This window comes from Mycobacterium sp. NBC_00419, from assembly GCF_036023875.1.
In the GTDB taxonomy this organism is placed as follows: Bacteria; Actinomycetota; Actinomycetes; order Mycobacteriales; family Mycobacteriaceae; genus Mycobacterium.
This window is the reverse complement of sequence record NZ_CP107931.1, coordinates 1,641,051-1,664,065: the sequence shown is the minus strand read 5'-3', so window position 1 is coordinate 1,664,065 and position 23,015 is coordinate 1,641,051. Positions and strand designations below refer to the sequence as shown.

Here is a 23,015-nt window from a genome sequence, read left to right as displayed (position 1 = left end):
GTTCGAAAGATTTCTGGGAACCTGGCCGTCGCGCCGTTCGTTGACGGTGCGTTCACTCGATTTCCAGGAGAGGATCCGACGGTGCGGGAGACCAGCAACCCGATATTTCGCTCGCTGCCCAAGCAGCAGGGCGGATATGCACAGTTCGGTAGCGGCGTAGCCGGTGCCCAGCAGGTGGCTTACCAGGCCGACCCCTACACCACGCAGCATCCGCCGCAGACCGGTGTCTCGCGGCCCATGACGATCGATGACGTCGTCACCAAGACCGGCATCACCCTCGGCGTGCTGTCGATCGTCGCCGTCGTCTCGTACTTCCTGGTGGCGTCCAACCTGGCGCTGGCGATGCCGTTCACCCTGATCGGCTCGCTCGGCGGCCTGGCCCTGGTGCTGGTGGCGACCTTCGGCCGCAAGCAGGACAACCCGGCCATCGTGCTGAGCTACGCCGCGCTCGAGGGCCTGTTCCTCGGCGCGATCTCATTCGTGCTGGCCAACGTCGTGGTGTCTGGCGCCAACGCCGGTGCACTGATCGGTCAGGCCATCCTGGGCACGATCGGCGTCTTCTTCGGCATGCTCGTCGTCTACAAGACCGGTGCCATCCGCGTCACCCCGAAGTTCACCCGCATGCTCGTCGCGGGCATGGTCGGCGTGCTGGTGCTCATGCTCGGCAACTTCGTCCTGTCGATGTTCGGCGTCGGTGGCGGCGACGGCATGGGCCTGCGCTCCGGCGGCACGATCGCGATCATCTTCTCCCTGGTGTGCATCGCGCTGGCGGCCTTCAGCTTCCTGCTCGACTTCGACGCCGCTGATCAGATGATCCGCGCCGGCGCACCGGAGAAGGCGGCCTGGGGTGTGGCCCTCGGCCTGACCGTCACGCTGGTGTGGCTGTACTTGGAGATCCTGCGTCTGCTCAGTTACTTCCAGCAGCGCTAGCTTTGCCCACGCACAAAGCCCCGGCCCCTTCTATAGAGGCTGGGGCTTTGTCGTAGGTGGGCGCGGGCTCATCGGTTCTGCTCACAGATCGGGTTTTGTCCCCAGCAGGTCGCTCTGTGAGCAGAACGGATGACCGGTCCGCGCGATGGTGGGCCGGTGACGAGCACTGCGCCATTCATCGGAAGTGAGGCCGTCGACGCCGGGCTGGTCGGCAAACATCTGCTACGAACCCGGTACACCGCCGTATTTCCCGACGTCTATGCGCCCAAAGGTGTTGAGCTGACGTTGCGCGAGCGTGCGAAGGCGGCATGGCTGTGGTCGCACCGGCAGGGGATTGTGATGGGGCTGACGGCGGCGGGACTGCATGGCAGCCAGTGGCTTGATGACGATCTACCCGTCGAGCTGATGTGGCTCAATGCCCGTCCACCCCAAGGCATCACAACGCACTACCTCCGCATGCACTGTGACGAGTACGTCGAGATGGACAACCTGCTTGTCACAACTCCCGCGCGCACAGCCTTCGACATCGGGCGCCGTCGTCCAGCACGCGTAGCCGTCGCGCGGATGGATGCCCTGTTCAGGGCCACCGGTGTCAGTGTCGAGGAGGTGGCAGCCGTTGCTGGGAAACACCGGGGCGCGCCGGGCCTAAGACAGCTCGAGACAGTCTTGAGATGGGTAGACCCCGGTGCGCAGTCACCAAAGGAGAGCTGGCTTCGCATGATTCTGGTCGAAGCCGGGCTGCCTCGTCCTCGTACGCAGATCCCGGTGCGGCGCCCAGAAGGAGGCTGGTCAAGCTATTACCTCGACATGGGCTGGGAGGACATGAAAGTCGCGGTCGAATACGACGGCGAGCATCACCGCACCGACCGCCGTCAATACGCAAAGGACTCGCGCCGCAAGGAGGAACTGGAGTCGCTGGGCTGGATCGTGATCCGTGTACTCGTCGGCGACACGGCAGCCGACATCGTGCGGCGGGTGCGCGCTGCCCTGGCCCGGCGTGCATCGATTCTGCGGTGAGAGCGCGAAATCCTCGGAAAAGGACGCTCTCACCGCAGAATCGTTGGGGGTTCCTAGGAGAGCCGCTCGATGACCATGGCCATACCCTGGCCGCCGCCGACGCACATCGTCTCGATGCCGTACGTCTTGTCGTAGGTCTGCAGGTTGTTCAGCAGCGTGGCGGTGATCCGGGCGCCCGTCATACCGAACGGATGCCCCAGCGCGATCGCGCCGCCGGAGACGTTGAGCTTGTCTTCATCCATCCCCAGCGCCCGAGCCGAGCCGAGCACCTGAACGGCGAACGCCTCGTTGATCTCGTAAAGGTCGATATCGGAGATCGACAGCTTCGCATTGGCCAGCGCCTTCTTGACGGCCTCGATCGGGCCCAGGCCCATGATCTCCGGCGAGAGGCCGGAAACACCGGTGGACACCACGCGCGCCAGCGGGGTCAGGCCCAGCTCCTTGGCCTTGGTGTCGGAGACGATGACCAGCGCGGCCGCGCCGTCGTTGAGCGGGCACGCGTTGCCTGCGGTGATCGTGCCGTTGGGCCGGAACACCGGCTTGAGCTGGCTGATCTTCTCGTAGCTGGTCCCCGCGCGGGGACCGTCATCGGTCGAGACGACGGTCCCGTCGGGCAGCGTGACGGGCACGATCTCGCGCTCGAAGAAGCCGCTCTTGATGGCCTCCTCGGCACGGTTCTGCGACCGCACACCCCAGTGGTCCTGGTCCTCCCGGCTGATCCCGGTGAAGAGTGCGACGTTCTCGGCGGTCTGGCCCATCGCGATGTAGACGTCAGGAATCAGGCCGTCGGCACGCGGATCGTGCCACTCGTCGGCACCGGCCGCGGCGGCCTCCGAGCGTGCCTGAGCGTCAGCGAACAGCGCGTTCTTGGTGTCCGGCCACCCGTCGGCGTTGCCCTTGACGAACCGCGACACGGTCTCCACACCCGCCGAGATGAACGCATGGCCCTCGCCGGCCTTGATCGCGTGGAATGCCATCCGAGTGGTCTGCAGCGACGACGAGCAATACCGGTTGACCGTGGTGCCCGGCATAAAGTCGTAGCCCAGCTCCACGGCCACGGCGCGGCCGATATTGAAGCCGGACTCGCCGCCGGGCTGACCGCAACCCATGATCAGGTCGTCGATCTCCTTCGGATCCAGCGAAGGCACCTTGTCCAGGGCGGCGCGCACCATCTGGGCGGCAAGATCGTCGGGTCGGATATCGACCAACGAGCCCTTCATCGCGCGGCCGATCGGCGAGCGGGCAGTGGAAACGATGACGGCTTCGGGCATGACAAGGCTCCTTGGGAGTGCGGCAACTGCACACGAACTTAGCTCGCGGGTACCACGATCGGTGCGGGCACCCCGGTGGTACGCCGGCGGAACAGCCGGGTGATCGGCGCCAGACGGGTACTGACATTCCAGCTCTGCGAGGGCGTGATCCACGGCAGGTCCGGCACGGTCGCGCCCGTCCACTCGCCGAGTTCGTGGCACAGGGCGGGCAGCAACTGGTTGGCCGCCAACGCGTAGCCGGCCGCCGACGGGTGGAACTTGTCGTCGGAGAACATCAACTCCGGAGTCTCGAGGAAGTTCGGCGTCAGCAGATCGGCTAGCGGCACCGGCACACCGCCCGCGGCCCGCACCGCGGTGGCCTGCACGCGGGCCAGGTGCAGTCCGCGGGATCGCGCGGTGTAGCGCAGCGGCTGCGGAATGGCGGTGATGACGCCGAAGTCCGGGCAGGTGCCGACGACGACGACCGCGCCGGAGGCGCGCAGCCGCTTGACCGCGGCACCGAGCCGGTTGGCTGATGGCCCGATGCCGTTGAGTGCGGTGATGTCATTGGCGCCGATCATGATCACCGCGGCATCCGGCGGGGGACCGGCCACGAACATGGCGTCCACCTGACCCGACAGCCCCTTGGACGTCGCGCCGACGATGGCCTTAGTCGACAATCGGATCAGCTTGCCGGACTCCTCGGCCAGCCCCCGCGCGATCAGCACGCCGGGCACCTCGTCGGCGTCGCGGCAGCCGTAACCGGTGGCCGTCGAGTCGCCGAACACCATCATGTGCAGGTCATAGGGGACATCGCGGTCCCACTTGCGGACCGGCCCACCGCCGGGGGCGTAGACGCCGTCTGCGCGCGGCGGGACGTCCCAGGCCTTCGGGATCACGGTTCGAGCCTGGGCTGCCTGTTCATTGAGCAGAGTCCGGGCACCTAGCACAGCTGTGCCGGTGGAGGCGAGTACTCCCGCCACCCCCAACACCACCGTTGACCGACGCGGCCCGCGCATGTCCACCCGGCCAGTTTAGGTGCCGACACCCCCGCAAACCGGTCCTGACAGTGGCCCCGCGATTACGGACAGGTATCACTTCCGGTAAGAAAACAAATCGTTAGTTGTTGTATCTATCGAAGCTGTCAAGCTAAGTTACCGGGGTTCGCTGGTGGGTCCCGGGGACACGTATCTACAACGGCGTAGGGAGTGTTGACGATGACCGCACCCAGTAAGGTCCGGGCTTCTTCGCCCCATCGAACTCATGCCGGTAGCGGGCCTGACACAGTGCAGCGCCCGCGCCGCTATCCGGTTTCCGACGGCGCACCCGTCGAGGTCGTCGAGGACGGCCCGAGCATCGCCGCGCGGCTGGTGTCCATGGGCACCCGCGCCACGATGTGGCCCACCTTGGCTGTGCTGAGCCACGTGCCGCACTGGCCGTGGCCGTTCGGTCTGGTGGATTTCGTCGCCCGCGCGGTCCTGCCGACGCCGGGCACCGTGCGCGCCACCGTCGGCCTGCCCAATGCCTCGGCGCAACTGGTCCGTGCCCCCGGTGTGCTGCCCGCCGACGGCCGTCGCCGCATCGTGCTCTACATGCACGGCGGGGCGTTCCTCACGTGCGGTGTCAATTCGCACAGCCGGATTTCAACGTCGTTGTCCAAGTACGCCGATTCGCCGGTGCTGGTGGTCGACTACCGGCTCATTCCCAAGCACTCCATCGGCAACGCCCTCGACGACTGCTACGACGCCTACCAGTGGCTGCGGCTGCGCGGCTACGAGCCGGACCAGATCGTGCTCGCCGGCGACTCCGCCGGTGGGTACCTGTCGCTGGCGCTGGCGCAGCGGTTGCAGGCCGAGGGGGAGGAGCCCGCCGCGCTCGTCGCGATCTCGCCGCTGCTTCAACTCGACCACGGTCCCAAGCTCAGCCATCCGAACATCCACACCGATGCGATGTTCCCGCCCAAGGCATTTGACGCTCTGGTGGCCCTGGTGGCCCGCGCAGCCGCGAAGAACATCGTCGACGGCGAACCCGAGGGCGCCTACGAACCGCTCGATCACATCGAGCCCGGCCTGCCCCGCACCCTCATTCACGTCTCGGGCTCCGAGGTGCTGCTGCACGATGCCCGGCTGGCGGCGCGCGCGTTGGCCGCCGCGGGCGTGCCGACCGAGGTGCGGGTGTGGCCCGGCCAGATCCACGACTTCCAACTCGCCGCCCCGCTGATTCCGGAGGCGACGCGATCGCTGCGCCAGATCGGTGAATACATCCGCGAGGCCACCGGCTGAGCGCACTTCGGTGCGGGCCTGACACCATGTAGGTATGCGTATCGCGCCGCACATCAGCGAGCTGATCGGCAACACCCCGCTGGTTCGACTCAACTCCGTTGTGCCCGAGGGGTCGGGATTGGTCGCGGCCAAGATCGAATACCTCAACCCGGGGTCCAGTTCCAAGGACCGCATTGCGGTCAAGATGATCGACGCCGCCGAGGCCAGCGGCGAGCTCAAGCCTGGCGGCACCATCGTCGAACCCACCTCCGGCAACACCGGCGTCGGCCTGGCGCTGGTCGCGCAGCGCCGCGGCTACAAGTGCGTGTTTGTTTGCCCGGACAAGGTCAGTGAGGACAAGCGCAACGTCCTGCGCGCCTATGGCGCCGACGTCGTCGTCTGCCCCACCGCGGTGGCACCGGACCACCCGGACAGCTACTACAGCGTCTCCAACCGGTTGGTCACCGAGATCGAGGGCGCCTGGAAGCCCGATCAGTACTCCAACCCCAACGGGCCGGCCAGCCACTACGAGACCACCGGTCCGGAGATCTGGGCGGACACCGACGGCAAGATCACCCACTTCGTGGCGGGCGTAGGCACCGGCGGCACCATCACCGGCACCGGCCGCTACCTCAAGGAGGTGTCCGGCGGGAAGGTCAAGATCATCGGCGCCGACCCCGAGGGATCGGTGTACTCCGGCGGCACCGGGCGGCCCTACCTGGTCGAGGGCGTGGGCGAGGATTTCTGGCCGTCGGCCTATGACCCGGCGGTCGCCGACGAGATCATCGCCGTCTCTGATGCCGATTCGTTCGACATGACGCGCCGGCTCGCCCGCGAGGAGGCGCTGCTGGTCGGCGGCTCGTGCGGTATGGCGGTGGTCGCCGCACTGAAGGTGGCCAAGGAGGCCGGGCCCGATTCACTCGTGGTGGTCTTGCTGCCCGACGGCGGACGTGGCTACCTGTCCAAGATATTCAACGACGCGTGGATGTCGTCCTACGGCTTCCTGCGCACGCCGCTGGACGAGTCGGTACCCGAACCCGTCGTCGCCGATGTGCTGCGCGGGAAGTCCGGGGAGCTGCCCGACCTGGTGCACACCCACCCGTCGGAGACGGTGCGCGACGCGATCGGGATCCTGCGCGAGTACGGCGTCTCCCAGATGCCCGTCGTCGGCGCCGAACCGCCGGTGATGGCCGGGGAGGTCGCCGGCAGCGTGTCCGAGCGCGAGCTGCTCTCGGCGGTGTTCGAGGGCCGGGCCAAGCTGGCCGACGCGGTGGCATTGCACATGGGCCCGCCGCTGCCCCTCATCGGCGGCGGCGAGCTGGTGAGCGCGGCGGCCAAGTCGCTTCGGGAATGGGACGCGTTGATGGTCGTCGAGGAGGGCAAGCCCGTCGGCGTCATCACCCGCCACGACCTTCTGGGCTTCCTTTCGGAGGGCCCGCGCCGCCGCTGACCTGCTGTGTAGCCCGCAGATGAACATTGCGCTTTGAGGGGATGCGCAGCAACTTCTCAGGTAGATTCGTTGCCGCTTTACCTCAGCTAATACCTCTGCTGGAAGGCGCCATGACCGAACAACCACCTGGCCCCCCGCCTGGGAACTATCCGCCTCCTCCGCCGCCCCCTGGGGGCTTCCCGCCGCCGTCCGGTGGTGGCTATCCGCCACCACCGCCGGGTGGTGGCTATCCGCCTCCTCCGCCGCCGCAGGGTGGGTACGCACCCCCGCCTCCCGGTGCCGGGTTCGGAGCGCCGCCGCTGCCAGGGCAACCCCTGGGTCAACTGCCGCAGACCGCCTACACGTCGTGGGTCACCCGAGCTGTGGCGTGGATCATCGACTACATCCCGTACATGATCGTCGTGGGTATCGGCTACGGCATCGAGGCCGCCACTCAGGAGACTGCGTGCGTCACCGACAGCTCCGAGTACAACCTCGGGGAGTTCTGTGCCACGGGAAATTCGACGCTGGGCGTCGCGGCGTTCAGTCTGAGCGTGCTCGTCGGCCTCGCGTACCTGTTGTGGAACTACGGATACAAGCAGGGCACCACCGGTTCGAGCATCGGCAAGTCGATCATGAAGTTCAAGGTGGTCAGCGAGAAGACCGGTCAACCGATCGGCTTCGGTCTGTCGATCGTGCGGCAGCTGGCACATATCGTCGACGCGATCATCTGCTACATCGGTTACCTGTTCCCGCTGTGGGACGCTAAGCGGCAGACACTTGCCGACAAGATCATGACCACCGTTTGTCTACCCCTATAACCGAAGGACACGATGACGCAACCGCCTGAACCGCCCGGGAACTTCCCCCCGCCGCCTGGGGGCTACCCGCCGCCGCAGCAGCCCGGTGGCTACCCGCCGCCGCAGCAGCCCGGGAATTACCCGCCGCCGGGGAACTACCCCCCGCCTGGGGGCTACCCGCCGCCGCAACAGCCCGGCAGCTACCCACCGCCGGGGAGTTACCCGCCACCTCCGCCGGGCAACTATCCGCCGCCGCCGCCCGGGAACTACGCGCCGCCGCCGCCCGGTTACGGACCGCCCACCGGGCCGCAGGTGAGCATCGGTGAGGCCTTCTCGTGGGCCTGGGGCCAGTTCTCCAAGAACGCTGTCCCGCTGCTGGTCGCCACGCTGGTGCTCGGTGTCATCGTCGGCGGCCTGAGCGGCATCCTGTCGGCTGTCCTCAGTGCCATGTCGCCCGACACCGCCACGGTCTATGAGTCCGACGGTTCGAGCTTCAGTTACTCGTCCGGCATGGAGTTGGGTGCCGGCGGCACCGTCGTGCTCATCATCGGGGGCATCGCACTCCTGGTCGTGGCGGGCGCGATCGCGTCGGCGTATGTCGGCGGCCTGCTGGACATCGCCAACGGGCACAAGGTGAGCGTCGGCTCGTTCTTCAAGCCGCGCAATGTCGCCAACGTGGTCCTGACCACCGTGATCGTGGGAATCCTGTCGGCGATCGGCAACTTCCTGTGCGTCATCCCCGGCCTGATCGTGTCGGTCTTCACGATGTTCGCGATCGTGGCGGTCGTCGACCGCAACCTCTCTGCGATCAACGGGATCAAATTCAGCTTCGACATCGTCAAGTCCAACTTCGGACCGGCGATCCTGGCGTGGCTCGTCGCCATCGCCATCACCCTGGTCGGGGCACTGTTGTGCGGTATCGGTTTGATCGTCGCAGTTCCGGTGGCGTATCTCTTCGAGATCTTCGTCTACCGGCGGCTGACCGGCGGCGAGGTCGCACCGGTTCCGGCGTAGCCATCTGAGGTCTGAACGGAAAAGGCGCTCACCGCCCGCGGTGAGCGCCTTTTCTCATGCCGATAGGCTCCATGGCGATGAGTGAGCAGCGCAGCGCCGCCGACCGGCACAGGGCACAGGGTTTCGCGACCAAAGCCATCCACGCCGGTTACCGGCCGGACCCCGCGACCGGTGCGGTCAATGCGCCGATCTACGCCAGCAGCACCTTCGCCCAGGACGGTGTGGGCGGCCTGCGCGGCGGGTTCGAATACGCCCGCACCGGCAACCCCACCCGCGCCGCGCTGGAGGCGGTGCTGGCTGCGGTCGAGGACGGCACCTTCGGGCGCGCGTTCAGTTCCGGCATGGCCGCCACCGACTGTGCCCTGCGCGCTGTCCTGCGACCCGGTGACCACCTGGTGATCCCCGACGACGCCTACGGCGGCACGTTCCGGCTCATCGACAAGGTGTTCAGCCAGTGGGGCGTCGAGCACACGCCGGTGCCGCTGTCGGATCTCGACGCGGTGCGCGCGGCGATCACCAGCCGGACCCGCCTGATCTGGGTGGAGACACCGACCAACCCGCTGCTGTCGATCGCCGACATCGCCGGGATCGCCCAGATCGCCTCTGCCGCTGGGTTGAAGGTGTTGGTGGACAACACCTTTGCGTCCCCCGCGCTGCAGCAGCCGCTGTCCCTGGGCGCCGACATCGTGCTGCACTCGACGACGAAGTACATCGGCGGGCACTCCGACGTGGTCGGTGGCGCACTGGTGACCAACGACGAGGAACTGGACACCAAGTTCGCGTTCCTGCAGAACGGCGCCGGCGGTGTGCCGGGCCCGTTCGACGCCTACCTGACCATGCGCGGCCTCAAGACGTTGGAACTGCGGATGCAGCGGCACAGCGCGAACGCCGCGCAGGTCGCCGAATTCCTCGTCGGCCATGCCGCGGTGAGTCAGGTGCTCTACCCGGGCCTGCCGAGCCATCCGGGCCACGAGGTCGCCGCCCGACAGATGCGTGGATTCGGCGGCATGGTCTCGGTACGGATGCGTGGCGGTGCCGATGCGGCACGCCGGTTGTGCTCGCGCACAGAGGTTTTCATCCTCGCGGAATCCCTCGGTGGGGTCGAGTCGCTGATCGAGCATCCGGGTGCGATGACCCACGCCTCGACGGCGGGCTCGCAACTGGAGGTGCCCGACGACCTCGTCCGGCTCTCGGTCGGCATCGAAGACCCGGCCGATCTGCTGGGCGACCTCGAACAGGCCCTAAGCTAACGCGGCCCGGATCGCGGCCGTCGTCACCGCAAGATTGACGTCGGCCATCTGAGCGTCGTCAACCCATGTGCCGCTGGCGATTTCGCTTGCCCGGCCGACAACCCACTGCCAGCCGCGCTCGTTGAGGGACAGCAGGCCGCCCAGTGCGTTCACCGTATGCAACAGCGAGATGATGCTCGCGGTCTGCGGATCGGGCCGCTGCCCGTCGAACAGCGCCGCCAACAGGGCCGAGCGCGCCCGGTCCACCCGGGCACGGTTGGCCATCGGCCAGGCATAGTCGTTGCGGCGGAACCGATGTGAGGACAGCTGCACCTGATGCAGCTGCCCGGTGCGCAGCAGTTGGTCGAGCACATCGTCCTCGGCGCGCTTGCGGAGCTTGGCGATCGCCTGGGCTGGGGTCATCGGCGCCTGCAGCAGCAGTGACAGGGCCGGGCGCACCACCGGATCCGCAGGGGGAGGGCCGGCCAGCGCGACCAGCCGATCGGAGTCCACCGGCTCCTGCGGCAACGCGGGCCGGATCCGGCACTCGTAGGCCAAATCCAGCAGTACCGCGGCGGCCATCAGCCGCTGCAGAGTGCCGCGTTCGATTGCGGGCTGGGCTGCGGCGTTGTCGAGAAGCAGCAGCAGCAGGTCTTCGGCGATGCGTGCCACGCGTCGGCGAACTAGCCCTGGTAGGGCTCCGCGCTGACCAGCGACACCTTGACGATGTTGCCGTTGGGCACGGTGTAGGACCGCGTCTCGCCGACCTTGGCGTTGAGCAGCGAGGCGCCCAGCGGAGAGTTGGGGGAGTAGACCTCGAGCTTGTCGTGATCGATGCCATCCTGGCGGGTGGCGATCAGGAAGGTCTCGGTGTCGGACTCGTCGCCGTTGTAATAGACCGTGACGACCGAGCCGGGCAGGGCCACGCCGGACACCTTGGGGGCCTCGCCCACCTTGGCCGTCGTCAGCAGCTCCTGCAGCTGGCGGATGCGCGCCTCTTCCTGGCCCTGCTGCTCGCGGGCAGCGTGGTAGCCGCCGTTCTCGCGCAGGTCGCCCTCTTCGCGCCGGTCGTTGATCTCGGCGGCGATGATCGGACGATTGGCGATCAGCTGATCGAGCTCGCCCTTGAGCCGGTCGTATGACTCCTGAGTCAGCCAGGTCACCTGGGTATCGGTCATCTCGTCGTGCTCCTCATTCGTTATTTCCGCGGCTAGCGGTGCAGTCTGTCTGTCGCTGCCGGGAACATGCGGGCAGTCCCGCGTGTATTGCCTCCGAAGAGCTGCGTATAAACGCGCTAATGAAGCAATACACGGCTCCCAGCAGGAACCGTGTATCGACCAAGTCTACCACCGAGGCGACTCACAGCTTTCAAAAATTCGCAGTTCGCCGTTAGCGCGCAAGCCATCGGCGCGACGCCTCGACCAGGAGAACCTACGGGCTGACCAGGTAGGACGGCACGTCCATGCCGCAGCCGTAGATGTCGCCGACGTACGGCGGCTTGTAGGACCTGACCGTGGCCGTCACCTGCACCGTCTTCTGCTCCGACGGCGCCACCAGGATTTCGCGCCGGCCGGTTTCGGAACCGTCGCGCGAACGCACCCGCACGATGCAGTGCGCGGGCCGCGACGGGTCCTTTCGAGTCACGCTGATCGTGACCGACACCGTTTGGCTGTCCAGGACCTCGTAGGCCGCCATGGTGCCCTCGACGTCATTGCCCTCGAAGCGCTGGTAGCCGACGGCCGCGACGACGATTCCCAGGGCCAGGGCCACCACGCCCAGCACAATGGCCAGCCAGCGCCGCGTGCCGGGTGCCATCCGCTGCCGGCCGTACCTCGACTCCAGCTTGGTGCGGCTCTCGGTCATGGTGTCGAGTGCAACTCTCGTCAGCGGGCTTGATTACGGGTATGCATGCCCCGGATGGAACTATTGGACTATAGGGCGTGCTGTCGGTGTTGCAGCAGTACGCAGGGTGCAGCAGTACGCGAGAGCAAATCGAGGGAGACGTGACCGAACTGCGGTTGATGGCCGTTCACGCCCACCCGGACGACGAGTCCAGCAAGGGTGCGGCGACCTTGGCGCGCTACGCAAATGAAGGCCACCGGGTGCTGGTGGTGACGCTGACTGGCGGGGAGCGCGGCGACATCCTCAACCCGGCGATGGATCTGCCGGAGGTGCGTGGCCGCATCGCCGACGTCCGCCGCGACGAGATGGCCAAGGCCGCCGAGATTCTCGGCGTCGAGCACCGGTGGTTGGGATTCGTCGACTCCGGACTTCCCGAGGGCGACCCGCTGCCGCCGCTGCCGGAGGGCTGCTTCGCGGATGTGCCGCTGGAAGAACCCGTTGCCGAGCTGGTCAAGCTCATCAGGGACTTCCGCCCCCACGTCATGACCACCTATGACGAGAACGGTGGCTATCCGCACCCGGATCACATTCGCTGCCACCAGGTTTCGGTCGCCGCCTACGAGGCGGCGGCCGATCACCGGTTGCATCCCGACGCCGGGGATCCGTGGAGTGTCAGCAAGCTGTACTACAACCACGGCTTCCTGCGTGCGCGCCTGCAGATGTTGCAGGACGAGTTCGCCAAGAACGGCCAGGAGGGCCCGTTCGCGAAGTGGCTGGAGAGCTGGGACCCGGAGATCGACGTGCACGCCGGGCGGGTGACCACCCGCGTTCCATGCTCGGACTACTTCCACGTCCGCGACGAGGCGCTCAAGGCGCACGCCACCCAGATCGACCCCTCCGGGTTCTTCTTCGCGACACCCATAGAGTGGCAGCAGCGGTTGTGGCCCACCGAGGAGTTCGAACTGGCTCGCTCACGGGTGCCCGCGACCCTGCCCGAGGAAGACCTGTTCGCCGGAATCGAGATATTCGAGTGATTGACCTGTTGACCACGGCGGTATCGGTGCTCGCCGATCCGCCGAAGAACTCCGGGCCGGATTTCGGCAAGGCCAGTCCGCTGGGTCTGCTGGTCGTGGTGTTGCTGCTGATCGGCGTGTTCATCCTGGTCTGGTCGATGAACCGGCACCTCAAGAAGCTGCCGAAGAGCTTCGACGATGAGCCGGTGGAGTCGGCAGCCGAGGACGCCGAACCCGAGGCGCAGGCAGAGACCGGGAAGTCCGCCAGTGAGTCCAGCGGGTAACACCCTGGGTGGGGCCACCAGCCCCTACCTGCGCCAGCACGCCGACAATCCGGTGCACTGGCAGCAGTGGGGCCCCGAGGCCCTCGAGGACGCCGCCCGCCGCGACGTTCCGATCCTGCTGTCCATCGGTTATGCCGCCTGCCACTGGTGCCACGTGATGGCCCATGAGTCCTTCGAGGACCACGAGGTGGCCGCGGCGGCCAACGCCGACTTCGTCTGCATCAAGGTCGACCGCGAGGAACGTCCCGACCTCGACGCGGTGTACATGAACGCCACCATGGCCATGACCGGTCAGGGTGGCTGGCCGATGACGTGTTTCCTGACCCCGGACGGCAGGCCGTTCTTCTGCGGCACCTACTACCCCAAGGCGCAGTTCCTGCAGCTGCTGGCCGCGGTCGCCGATACCTGGCGCACCCAGCGCGACGACGTCGAGCAGGCCTCTGATCAGGTCGCCGGTGAACTGCGGCGGATGGCCGCAGGCCTGCCCGGCGGCGGTCCGGACATCAACCCGGCGCTGTGCGACCACGCCGTCGAGGTGATCCTGCGCGACGAGGACGTCGACCGCGGCGGCTTCGGGCAGGCGCCGAAATTCCCGCCCTCGGCGCTGCTCGAGGCGCTGCTGCGCAACCACGAGCGCACCGGTTCGCCGGAAGCACTGGCTGCGGTGGCCCGCACCGCGGTGGCTATGGCGCGCGGCGGGATCTACGACCAGCTGGCCGGCGGCTTCGCGCGCTACAGCGTGGACCCCGACTGGGTGGTGCCGCACTTCGAGAAGATGCTCTACGACAACGCGCTGCTGCTGCGCGCCTACGCGCATTGGGCGCGACGCACGGGTGACCCGCTAGCCCGCCGGGTCACGGCGCAGACGGCAGCGTTCCTGATCAACGACCTGGCCGAGGGCGACATGTTCACCTCGTCGCTGGACGCCGATGCCGCGGGCTCGGAAGGCTCCACTTACGTGTGGACGCCTGCACAGCTGGCCGAGGTGCTCGGTGCGGACGACGGAGCTTGGGCTGCAACGGTTTTCAACGTTACCGAGCAGGGGACGTTCGAGCATGGCGCGTCGGTGCTGCAGCTGCTGTCGGATCCCGACGACGTCGATCGCTTCGACCGGGTGCGCGCCGCCCTGCTGGCCGCGCGGGCGAGCCGGGTGCAGCCGCCGCGCGACGACAAGATCGTGACGGCCTGGAACGGTCTTGCGATCACCGCGTTGGCCGAAGCCAGTGTGGCCCTTGATGATCCGAGCCTGCTGGAGGCCGCACTGCGGTGTGCTGAGGCGATCGTGGACCTGCACATCGTCGACGGGCGGCTGCGGCGGGCCAGCCTGGGCGGCGTGGCCGGTGACAGCGCGGCCATCCTCGAAGACCATGCCGCGCTGGCGGCCGGGCTGCTGAGCCTCTACCAGCTGACCGCCGACCAGTCCTGGCTGACGACCGCCGCGGAGCTGATCAGCCTGGCGCTGCGGCATTTCGCCGACCCGGACCGGCCGGGCCGCTGGTTCGACAGCGCCGATGACGCCGAGGCGCTGATGGTGCGTCCCGCCGACCCGCTCGACGGTGCGACACCTGCGGGGGCGTCGTTGATCGCCGAGGCGCTGCTGACCATCGGGCACATGGTCGACGGCGACTGGGCGGCCCGCTACGGCGACGCCGCCGCGGGCACACTGCTGGCGCACTCGCCGCTGCTGGCCAAGGCGCCCCGCTCGGCCGGGCACTGGCTGGCTGTGGCCGAGGCGGCCGTGCGCGGTCCGTTGCAGGTGGCCGTCTCGTGTGAGTCGCCGGATTCGGCTCTGCTGGCCGCCGCCCGGCAGGTCGCACCCGGCGGGACGATCGTCGTCGGCGGTGCGGTGGACTCGTCGCCGCTGCTGGCCGGACGGGACCGGGTGCGCGGCGCCGACGCGGCCTATGTGTGCCGCGGCAGGGTGTGCGATCTACCGGTGACAACTGCCCGGGATCTGTCCGAAGCGCTGGGCGTGTCCGTGTAGCGTTCCGGCCATGCCGAGTGCCGAGCAGATCACCCAGACCGTCCATCAGTACCTCGATGCCGTCGCCAAGGGCGACGCCGACACCATCGCGACGCTGTACGCCGCGGATGCCACCGTCGAGGATCCGGTCGGCGGCGAGGTGCACATCGGCCGCCAGGCCATCCGCGCCTTCTACACCGCGGTCGAAAACGCCAGCAGCCAAGCCGATATCGAGACGCTGCGGGTGCTCGGCCATGAGGCGGCGTTCTACTGGACGTTGGCCATCCACGGCATGAAGATCAGCATCATCAGCGTGATGACGTTCGACGCCGAGGCCAAGATCGCCTCGATGAAGGCCTACTGGGGCCCGGAGAACATCAGCACCAGTTAGTTAGAAGACGGCGAACCACATCGCGATGTAGTGGCAGATCGCCGCCACCGCGGTGCAGGCGTGGAAGAACTCGTGGTGGCCGAACGTCGTCGGCCACGGGTTGGGCCACTTCAGTGCGTAGAGCACACCGCCGATGCTGTACAGGGCGCCGCCGACGATCAGCAGCACCATCGCCGTGACCCCGGCACCGTTCATGATCGGCACGATGAACCAGACCGCGACCCAGCCCAGCAGCAGGTAGAGCGGAACCCCGACCCACCGCGGGGCCGAGGGCCAGAAGCACTTCAGCAGCACACCGGCCGCCGCCCCGCTCCACACGATCGTGAGCAGAACGGCGCCGCTGCGTTCCGGCAACGCCAGCATGGCAAACGGTGTGTAGCTGCCGGCGATGAAGATGAAGATCATCGAATGGTCGAGGCGCTTCATCCACTTGCGCGCGTTCGGTGAAGTCCAGTTCACCCGGTGATACGTGCCGCTGACGGTGAACATCGCCACGATCGTCAGCGTGTAGATCAGCGTGGCGACGCCCGCGCGGGTGGACTCCAACGACCACGACACCGAGACCAGGGCTGCGCCGGCGATCGCCGCGATCACGGCGGCGTAGACGTGAATCCAGCCGCGTAATCGCGGCTTTCCGAGGAATTCGACGGCGGCGTCGACGACGGCTTCGGGGAAGTCCTCGGCGTCCGACGATTGGGAACGGCGGGGATCGGTGGTGTCGACTCCTGCGGTCATGTCACCTCCATTGCGCGCGGGGGCACGTGCTGCTCACAGTAGTCTGGTTGGTCGTGGACATCATTCCGCCTCGCCTCAAAGAACCGGCTTACCGGCTCTACGAGATGCGGCTGCGCCAGGAGCTCGCGCGCTCGAAGTCCGAGCTACCGCGGCATATCGCCGTGCTGTGCGACGGCAACCGGCGCTGGGCTCGTGACGCTGGTCACGACGACGTCAGCATCGGCTACCGGATGGGCGCGGCGAAGATCGCCGAGATGCTGCGCTGGTGCGCCGACGCCGGCATCGAGATGGCCACCGTGTACCTGCTGTCCACCGAGAACCTGCAGCGCGACCCGGGCGAGCTGGCCGCCCTCATCGAGATCATCACCGACGTCGTCGAGGAGATCTGCGCGCCGACCAACCGCTGGAGCGTCCGGACCGTCGGTGATCTGGAGTTGCTCGGCGAGGAACCCGCCCGCCGGCTGCGTGACGCGGTGGACTCCACCGCCGGCCTTCCGCCGTCCTCGTTCCATGTCAACGTCGCTGTCGGCTACGGCGGCCGGCAGGAGATCGTCGACGCCGTGCGCGCGCTGCTGAGCAAGGAACTGGCCAATGGCGCCACCGCCGAGCAGCTGATCGAGGCCGTCACCATTGATGGCATCTCGGAGAACCTCTACACCTCCGGGCAGCCCGACCCCGATCTGGTGATCAGGACCTCCGGCGAGCAGCGGCTGTCCGGATTCCTGCTGTGGCAGAGCGCCTACTCGGAGATGTGGTTCACCGACGCGCACTGGCCGGCGTTCCGGCGGGTCGACTTTCTGCGCGCGCTGCGGGATTACAGCCGCCGACACCGGCGCTTCGGGCAGTAGCGCGTGCGACACTGAATCCATGGCTGCGCTCTCGGCGGTGGTCTTCACCCTGAGCTGGTGGCTGGGCTTGTACTTGCTGGCACGGGATTCGCGAAAGCCGGTGCTGGCCTTGGCGGCCGTCGGCCTGTGCGGTTTCGCCGCGGTGGTGGCGCTGGACGCTGTGCGTCTGGTCAGCGTCACCCACTCCGAGCTCCTCAGCCAGATCGAGATATATCTGGTGGCCGTTCCCGGGGTGGCATGGTTCGCGGTCGTACTCGAATTGGCCCGCCCGTCGGACACCTGGCGCAGCCGGGCCACCGAACTGACGCTGATCACGGTGGTCGCCGCGCTGGCGCTGGTCGGCTCCGGGATGGCGGGCAGCGTCGAAGGCCCACTGCGGGCCGGTCATTGGGTGATGTTCGCGGTGATCTCGGCCTCCACGCTCGGGGCGATGGTCGCCGCCGTGCGCCGGCCGTCCCAGCCGGTGCGGGTGGCCGGGGTGGTGGTCGTCGCGACGCTGTTCTTCGCGCTGGGCAATGCGATCCTGGTGATCCCGCTGGGTTTGCTGCCGAGCTGGCTTGCGTTGGCCTCCACCGGTTTTGACGTGCTACTGCTGGGTGTGGCGGTCGCATTGTGGGACGCCTTCGACGAGGGCCAGGCCTTGCGCGCCGACATGCTGCGGTCCTTCGTCGGAACGTCGGTGGTGGCGGTGCTGTTCGGCGGACAGGCGTTGATCGGCATGGCCGTGGTCGGCGGTGGCGGGCCGGAACGGACGGCGCTGACCGTGCTGCTGTTCACCAGCCTGGCGATCGCGATCGCGATCAACGTGCTCGCCGACCCGCTGGCCGGGCTGCTCGACCGGCTGGCGTTCTCCCGCTCGCCGCGACTTGCCGCCCAGCGCGCCGCGCTACGCAGTACCGAGGCGGCGCTGCCGTTGGTGTCGCCCAACCCGCTCGACGGGGTAGCCGAGGACACCTTCGCCCGGCTGACCCGGCGCGCTTTGGGCCACTACGGCGATCTGTCCAAACTCGTCGCGAGTCCGCTCACCCAGCTCCCGGTGATCGACGAGCGGCTGGCTGCGCGCGGCGCACCCGACCAGCCGCTGGAACGGGCCAACGAATTACGTGCCGTGTTGGCCGATCACATCGCCCGGCTCAAGCCACGCGACGGTGGCGAGTTCGGCACCACCGAACACTGGCGCTACTACAACTCGCTGTACTTCCCGTACGTCGTCGGCGTGCGGGCCTACGCCCAGAACGCCACGGCGGCAGGCCTGGACCCGGTGGCCCGCCAGGCCTGGCAGTGGTTCGTCACCGAGGTGCCGCAGCGCTCTTTGCACAACTGGCAGAACGCGGCGGCCCGGTTGATCGCCGCCGACCTGCGCGCGCAGGTGGCGGTGTCGCAGCCCTGACACTGACCTGATTGGTCAGCTCCTCCTCGGGCTCGTTCCTCGCCCGCATCGTCGCTGACCTGCGCTTGGCAGTAGTTGGCAGTGTGAGGCCTCGATCTGGCAGTGACTGCGCAGCAGCCTCGAAGGTGTCCGAACCACCGCTCATCGAGGAGCCGTTGTCATGACCGCCATCGCTACCCGACCACTCTCGGATTCCACTGATTCACTGCTGCGGTTCGCCCTGCGGCTCGATGCCACGCTCACCGGGTTCCTCGGATTGGGCATCGCGGCCATGGCTGATCCGATGGCCCGGCTCACCGGCCTGACCGCCGTCCAGGAGTACGTCATCGGCGCGATGTTCGTGCTCTACGGCCTCGGGGTCTACGCCCTGGCCGCCATGCCCGACGTGCGACGGGTCGGCATCGCCCTGGCGGTGTTCAACACCGTGGGCACGGCCGGCATCGTCGCTATCGCGATGTCGGGTGTGCTGCCCCTGACCTCGGCCGGGGTGGCCGTGACCCTGGCCTGCTCGGCCTACACCGCGGTGTTCGCGGTCCTGCAGTACCTCGGAGTGCGCCGTCTGGCGTGACTCCCGCCCCGCCGGTGTGGGGCGCCGCCGTAGAGGTTTCGGCGGGCCGCCCCGCACCGGCTTTCAATTCCCCACTGAGACCTTCAATTCCCCACTGAGAAAGGAAGATTCATGACGACTCTGACCACTGCTACTCGTTCCGACTCGTTGCTGCGGATGGCCATGCGGGTCGACGCCGTGTGCTCCGGGCTGTGCGGTCTTGCCCTGATCGTGGCGGCCGGGCCGATATCCACGCTCACCGGACTACCGACCGCCGCCGAGTACGCCATCGGCGCTACCTTCCTCGTCTATGCCACGGCGGTGTTCCTGGGCGCCGGACTCGAACGCGTGCGCACCGCGGGCATCATCACCGCGATCGCCAATCTATTGTTCACCGTCGCTGCCGTGGTCGTGGTGCTGGCGCGCCCGGTCGACCTGACCACCGCCGGTGTGGTCGCGGTGATCGCCGGCGGCGTGTACACCCTGGTGTTCGCCGACCTGCAGTACCTCGGGGTACGACGGATCAAGGGCTAGGGAGTGCCGTTCGCGCCGTCGGATCCGGCCGTGCCGGGAGGAAACGCGCCGCCGCCGGGTCCGCCGGTGCCTCCGGTCGCATTATCGTTGGGGGACAACGCGTCTCCGCCATTTCCGCCGTTGCCGCCGTTGGCGCCGGAGATGCCCAGACCGCCTTGGCCGCCGTTGCCGCCGCTGGCGTATCCCGTGCCTGAGGTGCTGGCTGCGCCGCCACCGCCGCCGGTGCCGCCCGTCGTGGTGCCGAGACCACCGATGCCACCCTTGCCGCCGTACGCCGACCCGTCAGAGGTCGAGTTGACGATGATGGCGCTGCCGCCGAGTCCGCCGCTGGAGCCCGCACCACCGAACGAGCTACCAGCCCATCCGCCGGCGCCGCCGAACGCGTCCCCGGTTCCGTTGGTCAATGCGGTACCGCCGGCGCCGCCGATGCCGCCGACGGTCGCACCGTCTCCGCCCTGTCCGCCGTCGCCGCCCACCACAATGCCGGAACTGAGGCTGGTCACGAGGCCGGCACCGCCCTGACCACCGTCGCCGCCGGTGCCTGTTCCGCCCGCGCCGCCGTAGCCGCCGTTGCCGCCGGTCGACCGTCCGCCGCCCTCGGTCACCGCGCTGCCGCCACGCCCACCCTTGCCGCCGGTGATGGTTCCGTCCTGGCCGGATGCGCCGCTTCCGCCACTGGCGTCGCCGCTGCCACGGTTGGAGGCATTGCCACCCGCGCCGCCATTGCCGCCGACCGTTCCGGTCCCTGACGCACCGCCGGCACCGCCGACCGCGTTTTCGGTCGACGACGTATTGGTGATGATGGCGTCGCCGCCATCACCGCCGCTTCCACCTGGTCCCGCGCTACCGTCACGGCCCACCCCACCCGCGGTCGCGGTGACGGATCCGGTTCCCGCGGTCTCGGCGCTGCCCCCGGTGCCGCCGTTGCCGCCGCCGGCTCCGTTCCCGCCATTGCCGGCTGCACCTGCGGTGGCGGCGGCCGACGAGCCGGTGTTGAGGATCTTGGCGTTTCCGGCATTGCCACCGGTGCCGCCGGCACCGGTGGTCCCGGTGCCGCCCGAGCCGGCGTTGCCGCCGGTGGCGCTACCGGTCCCGGAGTTGAACACCGAGCCGCCGTTGCCGCCGTTTCCGCCGTTGTCGCTGCCGTTTCCGCCCGCGCCGCCGTTGCCGCCGGTGCGGTCACCGGTGCCATCGGTCACCGACGAGCTGCCCCCGTTGCCGCCATTGCCGCCGTCTCCGTCGGAGGCGTCACCGCCGGTTCCGCCCTTGCCGCCGTTGCCGTTGCTGCCACCGTTTCCGCCGCTGCCCGCGTTGCCGCCGTTGGTTGCGGGGGTGGTGGCATCCCAGCCGTCACCACCGTCGCCGCCGTTGCCCGAGACCCCGGACACCAGGGTGCCTGCCGTTCCGTTGGAGCCGGCGGTGCCGCCTGTGCCGCCGGTACCGGCCAGTCCGCGCGCTCCGCCCTGGCCGCGGAATCCGGTATCGCCGCCCTTTCCGCCGTTGCCGCCGTCGGGGGAGGACGCGTCGCCGTTCTTGCCGTCGCCGCCGTCACCGGCCGCCCCGGCGTTGCCGCCGTCGCCACCGCTGCCGCCGTCACCGTTGGCGCCCTTGGTGCCCGAGCCGCCGACGGCCACGCCGCCACCGTTCCCGCCGGCGCCGCCCGCACCGCCGCTAGCGCCGTTGCCGCCGCTACCGCCGTCTCCGCCGTTCTGGCCGGGATCGGTGCCGTCCGCGCCGTTGGACCCGGCGCCGCCGTTTCCGCCCCGCGCGCCGTTTCCGCCCGTGCCGCCGGCGCCACCGTTACCGATGACCGAACCGCCGGTTCCGCCGTTGCCGCCCGCGCCGCCCTTACCGCCGGTCTGACCGGTCAGGCCCGACTGGCCGGGGCTGCTCGGGGTGTCACCTGCTGCACCGGCGAATCCGTTGCCGCCGTTGCCACCCTTGCCGCCGTTGCCGTTGGTGCCGCCATCGCCGCCGTTTCCGCCCTTGCCGCCGTCGGTTCCGTGCGTGGTGGGGCTGAAGCCGTCGCCGCCGTCGCCGCCTGAACCGAACAGGCCACTGATGCCGGTGCCCGCCGTCCCGGCGGCGCCCGGCGTGCCGCCGTTTCCGACGCTGCCTCCGGCCGCGCCTGCCGCACCGCCCAGACCCAAGGCACCCGCCTGCCCGCCGGCCCCGCCGTTGCCGCCGTCGAGTGCGGCGGCTGTTCCGTCGCCGCCGTCGCCGCCGTCGCCTGGGGTGCCCGCATCGCCGCCGTTGCCGCCGTTGCCGCCGTCGCCGTTAGCGCCCGTGCGCCCCAACAAAATCGAGCCGCGACCGGCTGTGCCGCCGACGCCGCCGGCGCCGCCGGTACCGCCCGCTCCGCCGTTTCCGCCGGCCTGGCCCGCCTGCCCGGCCCCGCCGTCGGACCCGGTGACGCCACTGCCCCCGCTGCCGCCCTTGGCGCCGTTGCCGCCTTCGCCACCGTTGCCGCCGACACTGAAGAGGGCGAACAGCCCGGCGCTGCCGCCGTTTCCGCCCGCGCCGCCGGCGCCGCCCGTAATGCCGCTGCCGCCGTTGGCCCCTGCGCCGATGCCCGCAGCCCCGTTGCCGCCGTTGGCTCCGTTGCCGCCGGTGCCACCGTTACCCGCAGTGCTCGATACCGCGAAAAGTCCTGTGCCGCCGCCATTTCCACCGGCTGTTCCGGCGCCGTTGTTGACTCCGGCGACGCCGTCGATGCCGTGACCGCCGTCGCCGCCCCGGCCGCTGAACAGTCCGCCGGAAGCGCCGTCGCCGCCACGGCCGTCGTTGACGCCGGCGATGCCGTCGCCACCGTTTCCGCCGTTGCCGAACAAGATGGCGACGCCGCCGGGGCCGCCTTTGGCACCGTTGCCGCCGTTGCCGTACAGCAGGCCGCCGCGCCCGCCCGCACACGACAGGCTGGCGCAGGTGGCGGTGGTGTAGCTGTAGCCGTTGCCGACGAGCAGGCCGGCGTTGGGATGGTCGGCGGTGCCGTCGCTGACGAAGATGGCGACGAAGTCGGCGATCGGGTTGCCGGTGGACGACGCGCTGATCGAGGCGACGGGAACGCTCGGGGCGGTGACCGCGGTCCTGGCGGTCGATGCCGCCGCGCGGGAGGTGACGGTGGGCGTGTGGGTGACCGTGGCGACTGGGCCGGTCACGGCCGCCGAGGGGTGCACGGCCGTTGTCCGCGTCCCGGCCTTCGACGACGACGCCGAGTGCGAAGACTGCTGCCGCGCCGACGATCCGGTCGACGAGGACCCGGTATCGGCCTGCGCGCTGCCGGCCGCCCACGCAATCCCGACCCCGACCCCCAACGCCACCGCAAGCCCCCCGACACGGCCCACCCAGCAGGCGGCAGAACCGGATTGAGGAACGGTTGAAGTCATCGCGAGGTCCTCCGGGGGTGCGTACTGCCTGACGGATGGGCACACGGAGGGAAGGCTTATCTGCTGAACCCGACCTCAGCGCAGATCGAACTGTAGCTATGGGTGAGCTGTGAAGCGGCCGTTTGCGATCAAAAGGACCTGAGGAGTTCACC

Annotated in this window: 23 protein-coding genes; 16 read left to right on the top strand and 7 right to left on the bottom strand. The window is 68.8% G+C overall.

Annotation, left to right across the window (positions count from 1 at the left end; translation table 11 throughout):
- The first annotated feature begins 81 nt into the window (after positions 1-81).
- Both OG976_RS07625 and OG976_RS07620 read left to right on the top strand, forming a co-directional pair.
- A complete protein-coding gene (locus OG976_RS07625) occupies positions 82-930 on the top strand; it encodes a Bax inhibitor-1/YccA family protein (protein WP_328360069.1) in 849 nt (282 codons plus the stop codon).
- Positions 931-1,059: 129 nt separating this feature from the next.
- Positions 1,060-1,947, top strand: a complete 888-nt coding sequence (locus OG976_RS07620; RefSeq protein ID WP_328360066.1) for an endonuclease domain-containing protein — start codon at positions 1,060-1,062, stop codon at positions 1,945-1,947.
- Positions 1,948-2,000: 53 nt separating this feature from the next.
- Here OG976_RS07620 and OG976_RS07615 read toward each other — a convergent pair whose 3' ends face one another.
- Positions 2,001-3,218, bottom strand: a complete 1,218-nt coding sequence (locus tag OG976_RS07615; RefSeq protein WP_328360063.1) for an acetyl-CoA C-acetyltransferase — start codon at positions 3,216-3,218, stop codon at positions 2,001-2,003.
- Between the two features lie 38 nt (positions 3,219-3,256).
- A complete protein-coding gene (locus tag OG976_RS07610; RefSeq protein ID WP_442930508.1) occupies positions 3,257-4,216 on the bottom strand; it encodes an SGNH/GDSL hydrolase family protein in 960 nt (319 codons plus the stop codon).
- A gap of 198 nt (positions 4,217-4,414) precedes the next feature.
- On the opposite strand from OG976_RS07610, the gene OG976_RS07605 reads away from it, so the two are divergent.
- The 5 genes from OG976_RS07605 (at position 4,415) to OG976_RS07585 (ending at position 9,951) form a co-directional block, all read left to right on the top strand.
- Positions 4,415-5,479 (top strand): alpha/beta hydrolase, encoded by a 1,065-nt coding sequence (locus OG976_RS07605; RefSeq protein ID WP_328360057.1) that lies wholly within the window; start codon positions 4,415-4,417, stop codon positions 5,477-5,479.
- 34 nt (positions 5,480-5,513) lie between these two features.
- Positions 5,514-6,908 (top strand): cystathionine beta-synthase, encoded by a 1,395-nt coding sequence (locus OG976_RS07600; RefSeq protein ID WP_328360055.1) that lies wholly within the window; start codon positions 5,514-5,516, stop codon positions 6,906-6,908.
- Between the two features lie 110 nt (positions 6,909-7,018).
- Complete coding sequence (locus tag OG976_RS07595; protein ID WP_328360053.1) at positions 7,019-7,708, top strand: RDD family protein; 690 nt, start codon at positions 7,019-7,021, stop codon at positions 7,706-7,708.
- Positions 7,709-7,720: 12 nt separating this feature from the next.
- Positions 7,721-8,701 carry a hypothetical protein gene (locus OG976_RS07590; RefSeq protein WP_328360050.1) on the top strand — a complete coding sequence of 327 codons (981 nt, stop codon included), beginning with the start codon at positions 7,721-7,723 and terminating at the stop codon, positions 8,699-8,701.
- A gap of 77 nt (positions 8,702-8,778) precedes the next feature.
- Positions 8,779-9,951 (top strand): cystathionine gamma-synthase, encoded by a 1,173-nt coding sequence (locus tag OG976_RS07585; RefSeq protein ID WP_328360048.1) that lies wholly within the window; start codon positions 8,779-8,781, stop codon positions 9,949-9,951.
- Here the strand turns inward: OG976_RS07585 and OG976_RS07580 are convergent.
- The 3 genes from OG976_RS07580 to OG976_RS07570 all read right to left on the bottom strand — a co-directional run bounded on the left by OG976_RS07580 (position 9,943) and on the right by OG976_RS07570 (position 11,793).
- A complete protein-coding gene (locus OG976_RS07580) occupies positions 9,943-10,602 on the bottom strand; it encodes a GOLPH3/VPS74 family protein (protein ID WP_328360046.1) in 660 nt (219 codons plus the stop codon). The genes OG976_RS07585 and OG976_RS07580 overlap by 9 nt on opposite strands.
- Positions 10,603-10,613: 11 nt before the next feature.
- On the bottom strand, positions 10,614-11,108 hold the full coding sequence (gene greA / locus OG976_RS07575; RefSeq protein WP_328360043.1) for a transcription elongation factor GreA: 495 nt from the start codon (positions 11,106-11,108) through the stop codon (positions 10,614-10,616).
- 253 nt (positions 11,109-11,361) lie between these two features.
- The gene (locus OG976_RS07570; protein ID WP_328360040.1) at positions 11,362-11,793 is read right to left on the bottom strand and encodes a DUF4307 domain-containing protein; all 432 of its coding nucleotides are present in this window, start codon (positions 11,791-11,793) and stop codon (positions 11,362-11,364) included.
- Between the two features lie 140 nt (positions 11,794-11,933).
- Here OG976_RS07570 and mca point away from each other — a divergent pair, with 140 nt between their 5' ends.
- The 4 genes from mca to OG976_RS07550 are packed head-to-tail and all read left to right on the top strand — an operon-like array spanning position 11,934 to position 15,423.
- Positions 11,934-12,806 carry a mycothiol conjugate amidase Mca gene (mca, locus tag OG976_RS07565; protein ID WP_328360037.1) on the top strand — a complete coding sequence of 291 codons (873 nt, stop codon included), beginning with the start codon at positions 11,934-11,936 and terminating at the stop codon, positions 12,804-12,806.
- Entirely contained in the window at positions 12,803-13,069 is a 267-nt protein-coding gene (locus tag OG976_RS07560) for a hypothetical protein (RefSeq protein ID WP_328360034.1), read from the top strand. The genes mca and OG976_RS07560 overlap by 4 nt, the downstream gene beginning before the upstream one ends.
- Entirely contained in the window at positions 13,053-15,053 is a 2,001-nt protein-coding gene (locus OG976_RS07555; RefSeq protein ID WP_328360031.1) for a thioredoxin domain-containing protein, read from the top strand. The genes OG976_RS07560 and OG976_RS07555 overlap by 17 nt, the downstream gene beginning before the upstream one ends.
- A gap of 10 nt (positions 15,054-15,063) precedes the next feature.
- On the top strand, positions 15,064-15,423 hold the full coding sequence (locus OG976_RS07550) for an SgcJ/EcaC family oxidoreductase (protein ID WP_328360028.1): 360 nt from the start codon (positions 15,064-15,066) through the stop codon (positions 15,421-15,423).
- On the opposite strand, the gene trhA is transcribed toward OG976_RS07550, so the two are convergent.
- Positions 15,424-16,158 (bottom strand): PAQR family membrane homeostasis protein TrhA, encoded by a 735-nt coding sequence (gene trhA / locus OG976_RS07545; RefSeq protein ID WP_328360025.1) that lies wholly within the window; start codon positions 16,156-16,158, stop codon positions 15,424-15,426.
- Positions 16,159-16,211: 53 nt separating this feature from the next.
- Here trhA and OG976_RS07540 point away from each other — a divergent pair, with 53 nt between their 5' ends.
- The 4 genes from OG976_RS07540 (at position 16,212) to OG976_RS07525 (ending at position 19,477) form a co-directional block, all read left to right on the top strand.
- Positions 16,212-17,006 carry a (2Z,6E)-farnesyl diphosphate synthase gene (locus OG976_RS07540; protein ID WP_328360022.1) on the top strand — a complete coding sequence of 265 codons (795 nt, stop codon included), beginning with the start codon at positions 16,212-16,214 and terminating at the stop codon, positions 17,004-17,006.
- A gap of 19 nt (positions 17,007-17,025) precedes the next feature.
- Positions 17,026-18,396, top strand: a complete 1,371-nt coding sequence (locus OG976_RS07535) for a hypothetical protein (protein ID WP_328360019.1) — start codon at positions 17,026-17,028, stop codon at positions 18,394-18,396.
- A gap of 160 nt (positions 18,397-18,556) precedes the next feature.
- Positions 18,557-18,964, top strand: a complete 408-nt coding sequence (locus tag OG976_RS07530; RefSeq protein WP_328360016.1) for a hypothetical protein — start codon at positions 18,557-18,559, stop codon at positions 18,962-18,964.
- 111 nt (positions 18,965-19,075) lie between these two features.
- Entirely contained in the window at positions 19,076-19,477 is a 402-nt protein-coding gene (locus OG976_RS07525) for a hypothetical protein (RefSeq protein ID WP_328360013.1), read from the top strand.
- Here the strand turns inward: OG976_RS07525 and OG976_RS07520 are convergent.
- A complete protein-coding gene (locus tag OG976_RS07520) occupies positions 19,474-22,635 on the bottom strand; it encodes a hypothetical protein (RefSeq protein ID WP_328360010.1) in 3,162 nt (1,053 codons plus the stop codon). The genes OG976_RS07525 and OG976_RS07520 overlap by 4 nt on opposite strands.
- Between OG976_RS07520 and OG976_RS07515 the strand changes: the two genes are divergently transcribed.
- Positions 22,610-22,846, top strand: a complete 237-nt coding sequence (locus OG976_RS07515) for a hypothetical protein (RefSeq protein ID WP_328360007.1) — start codon at positions 22,610-22,612, stop codon at positions 22,844-22,846. The two genes, OG976_RS07520 and OG976_RS07515, sit on opposite strands and share 26 nt — an antisense overlap.
- The last annotated feature ends 169 nt before the right edge of the window (positions 22,847-23,015 follow it).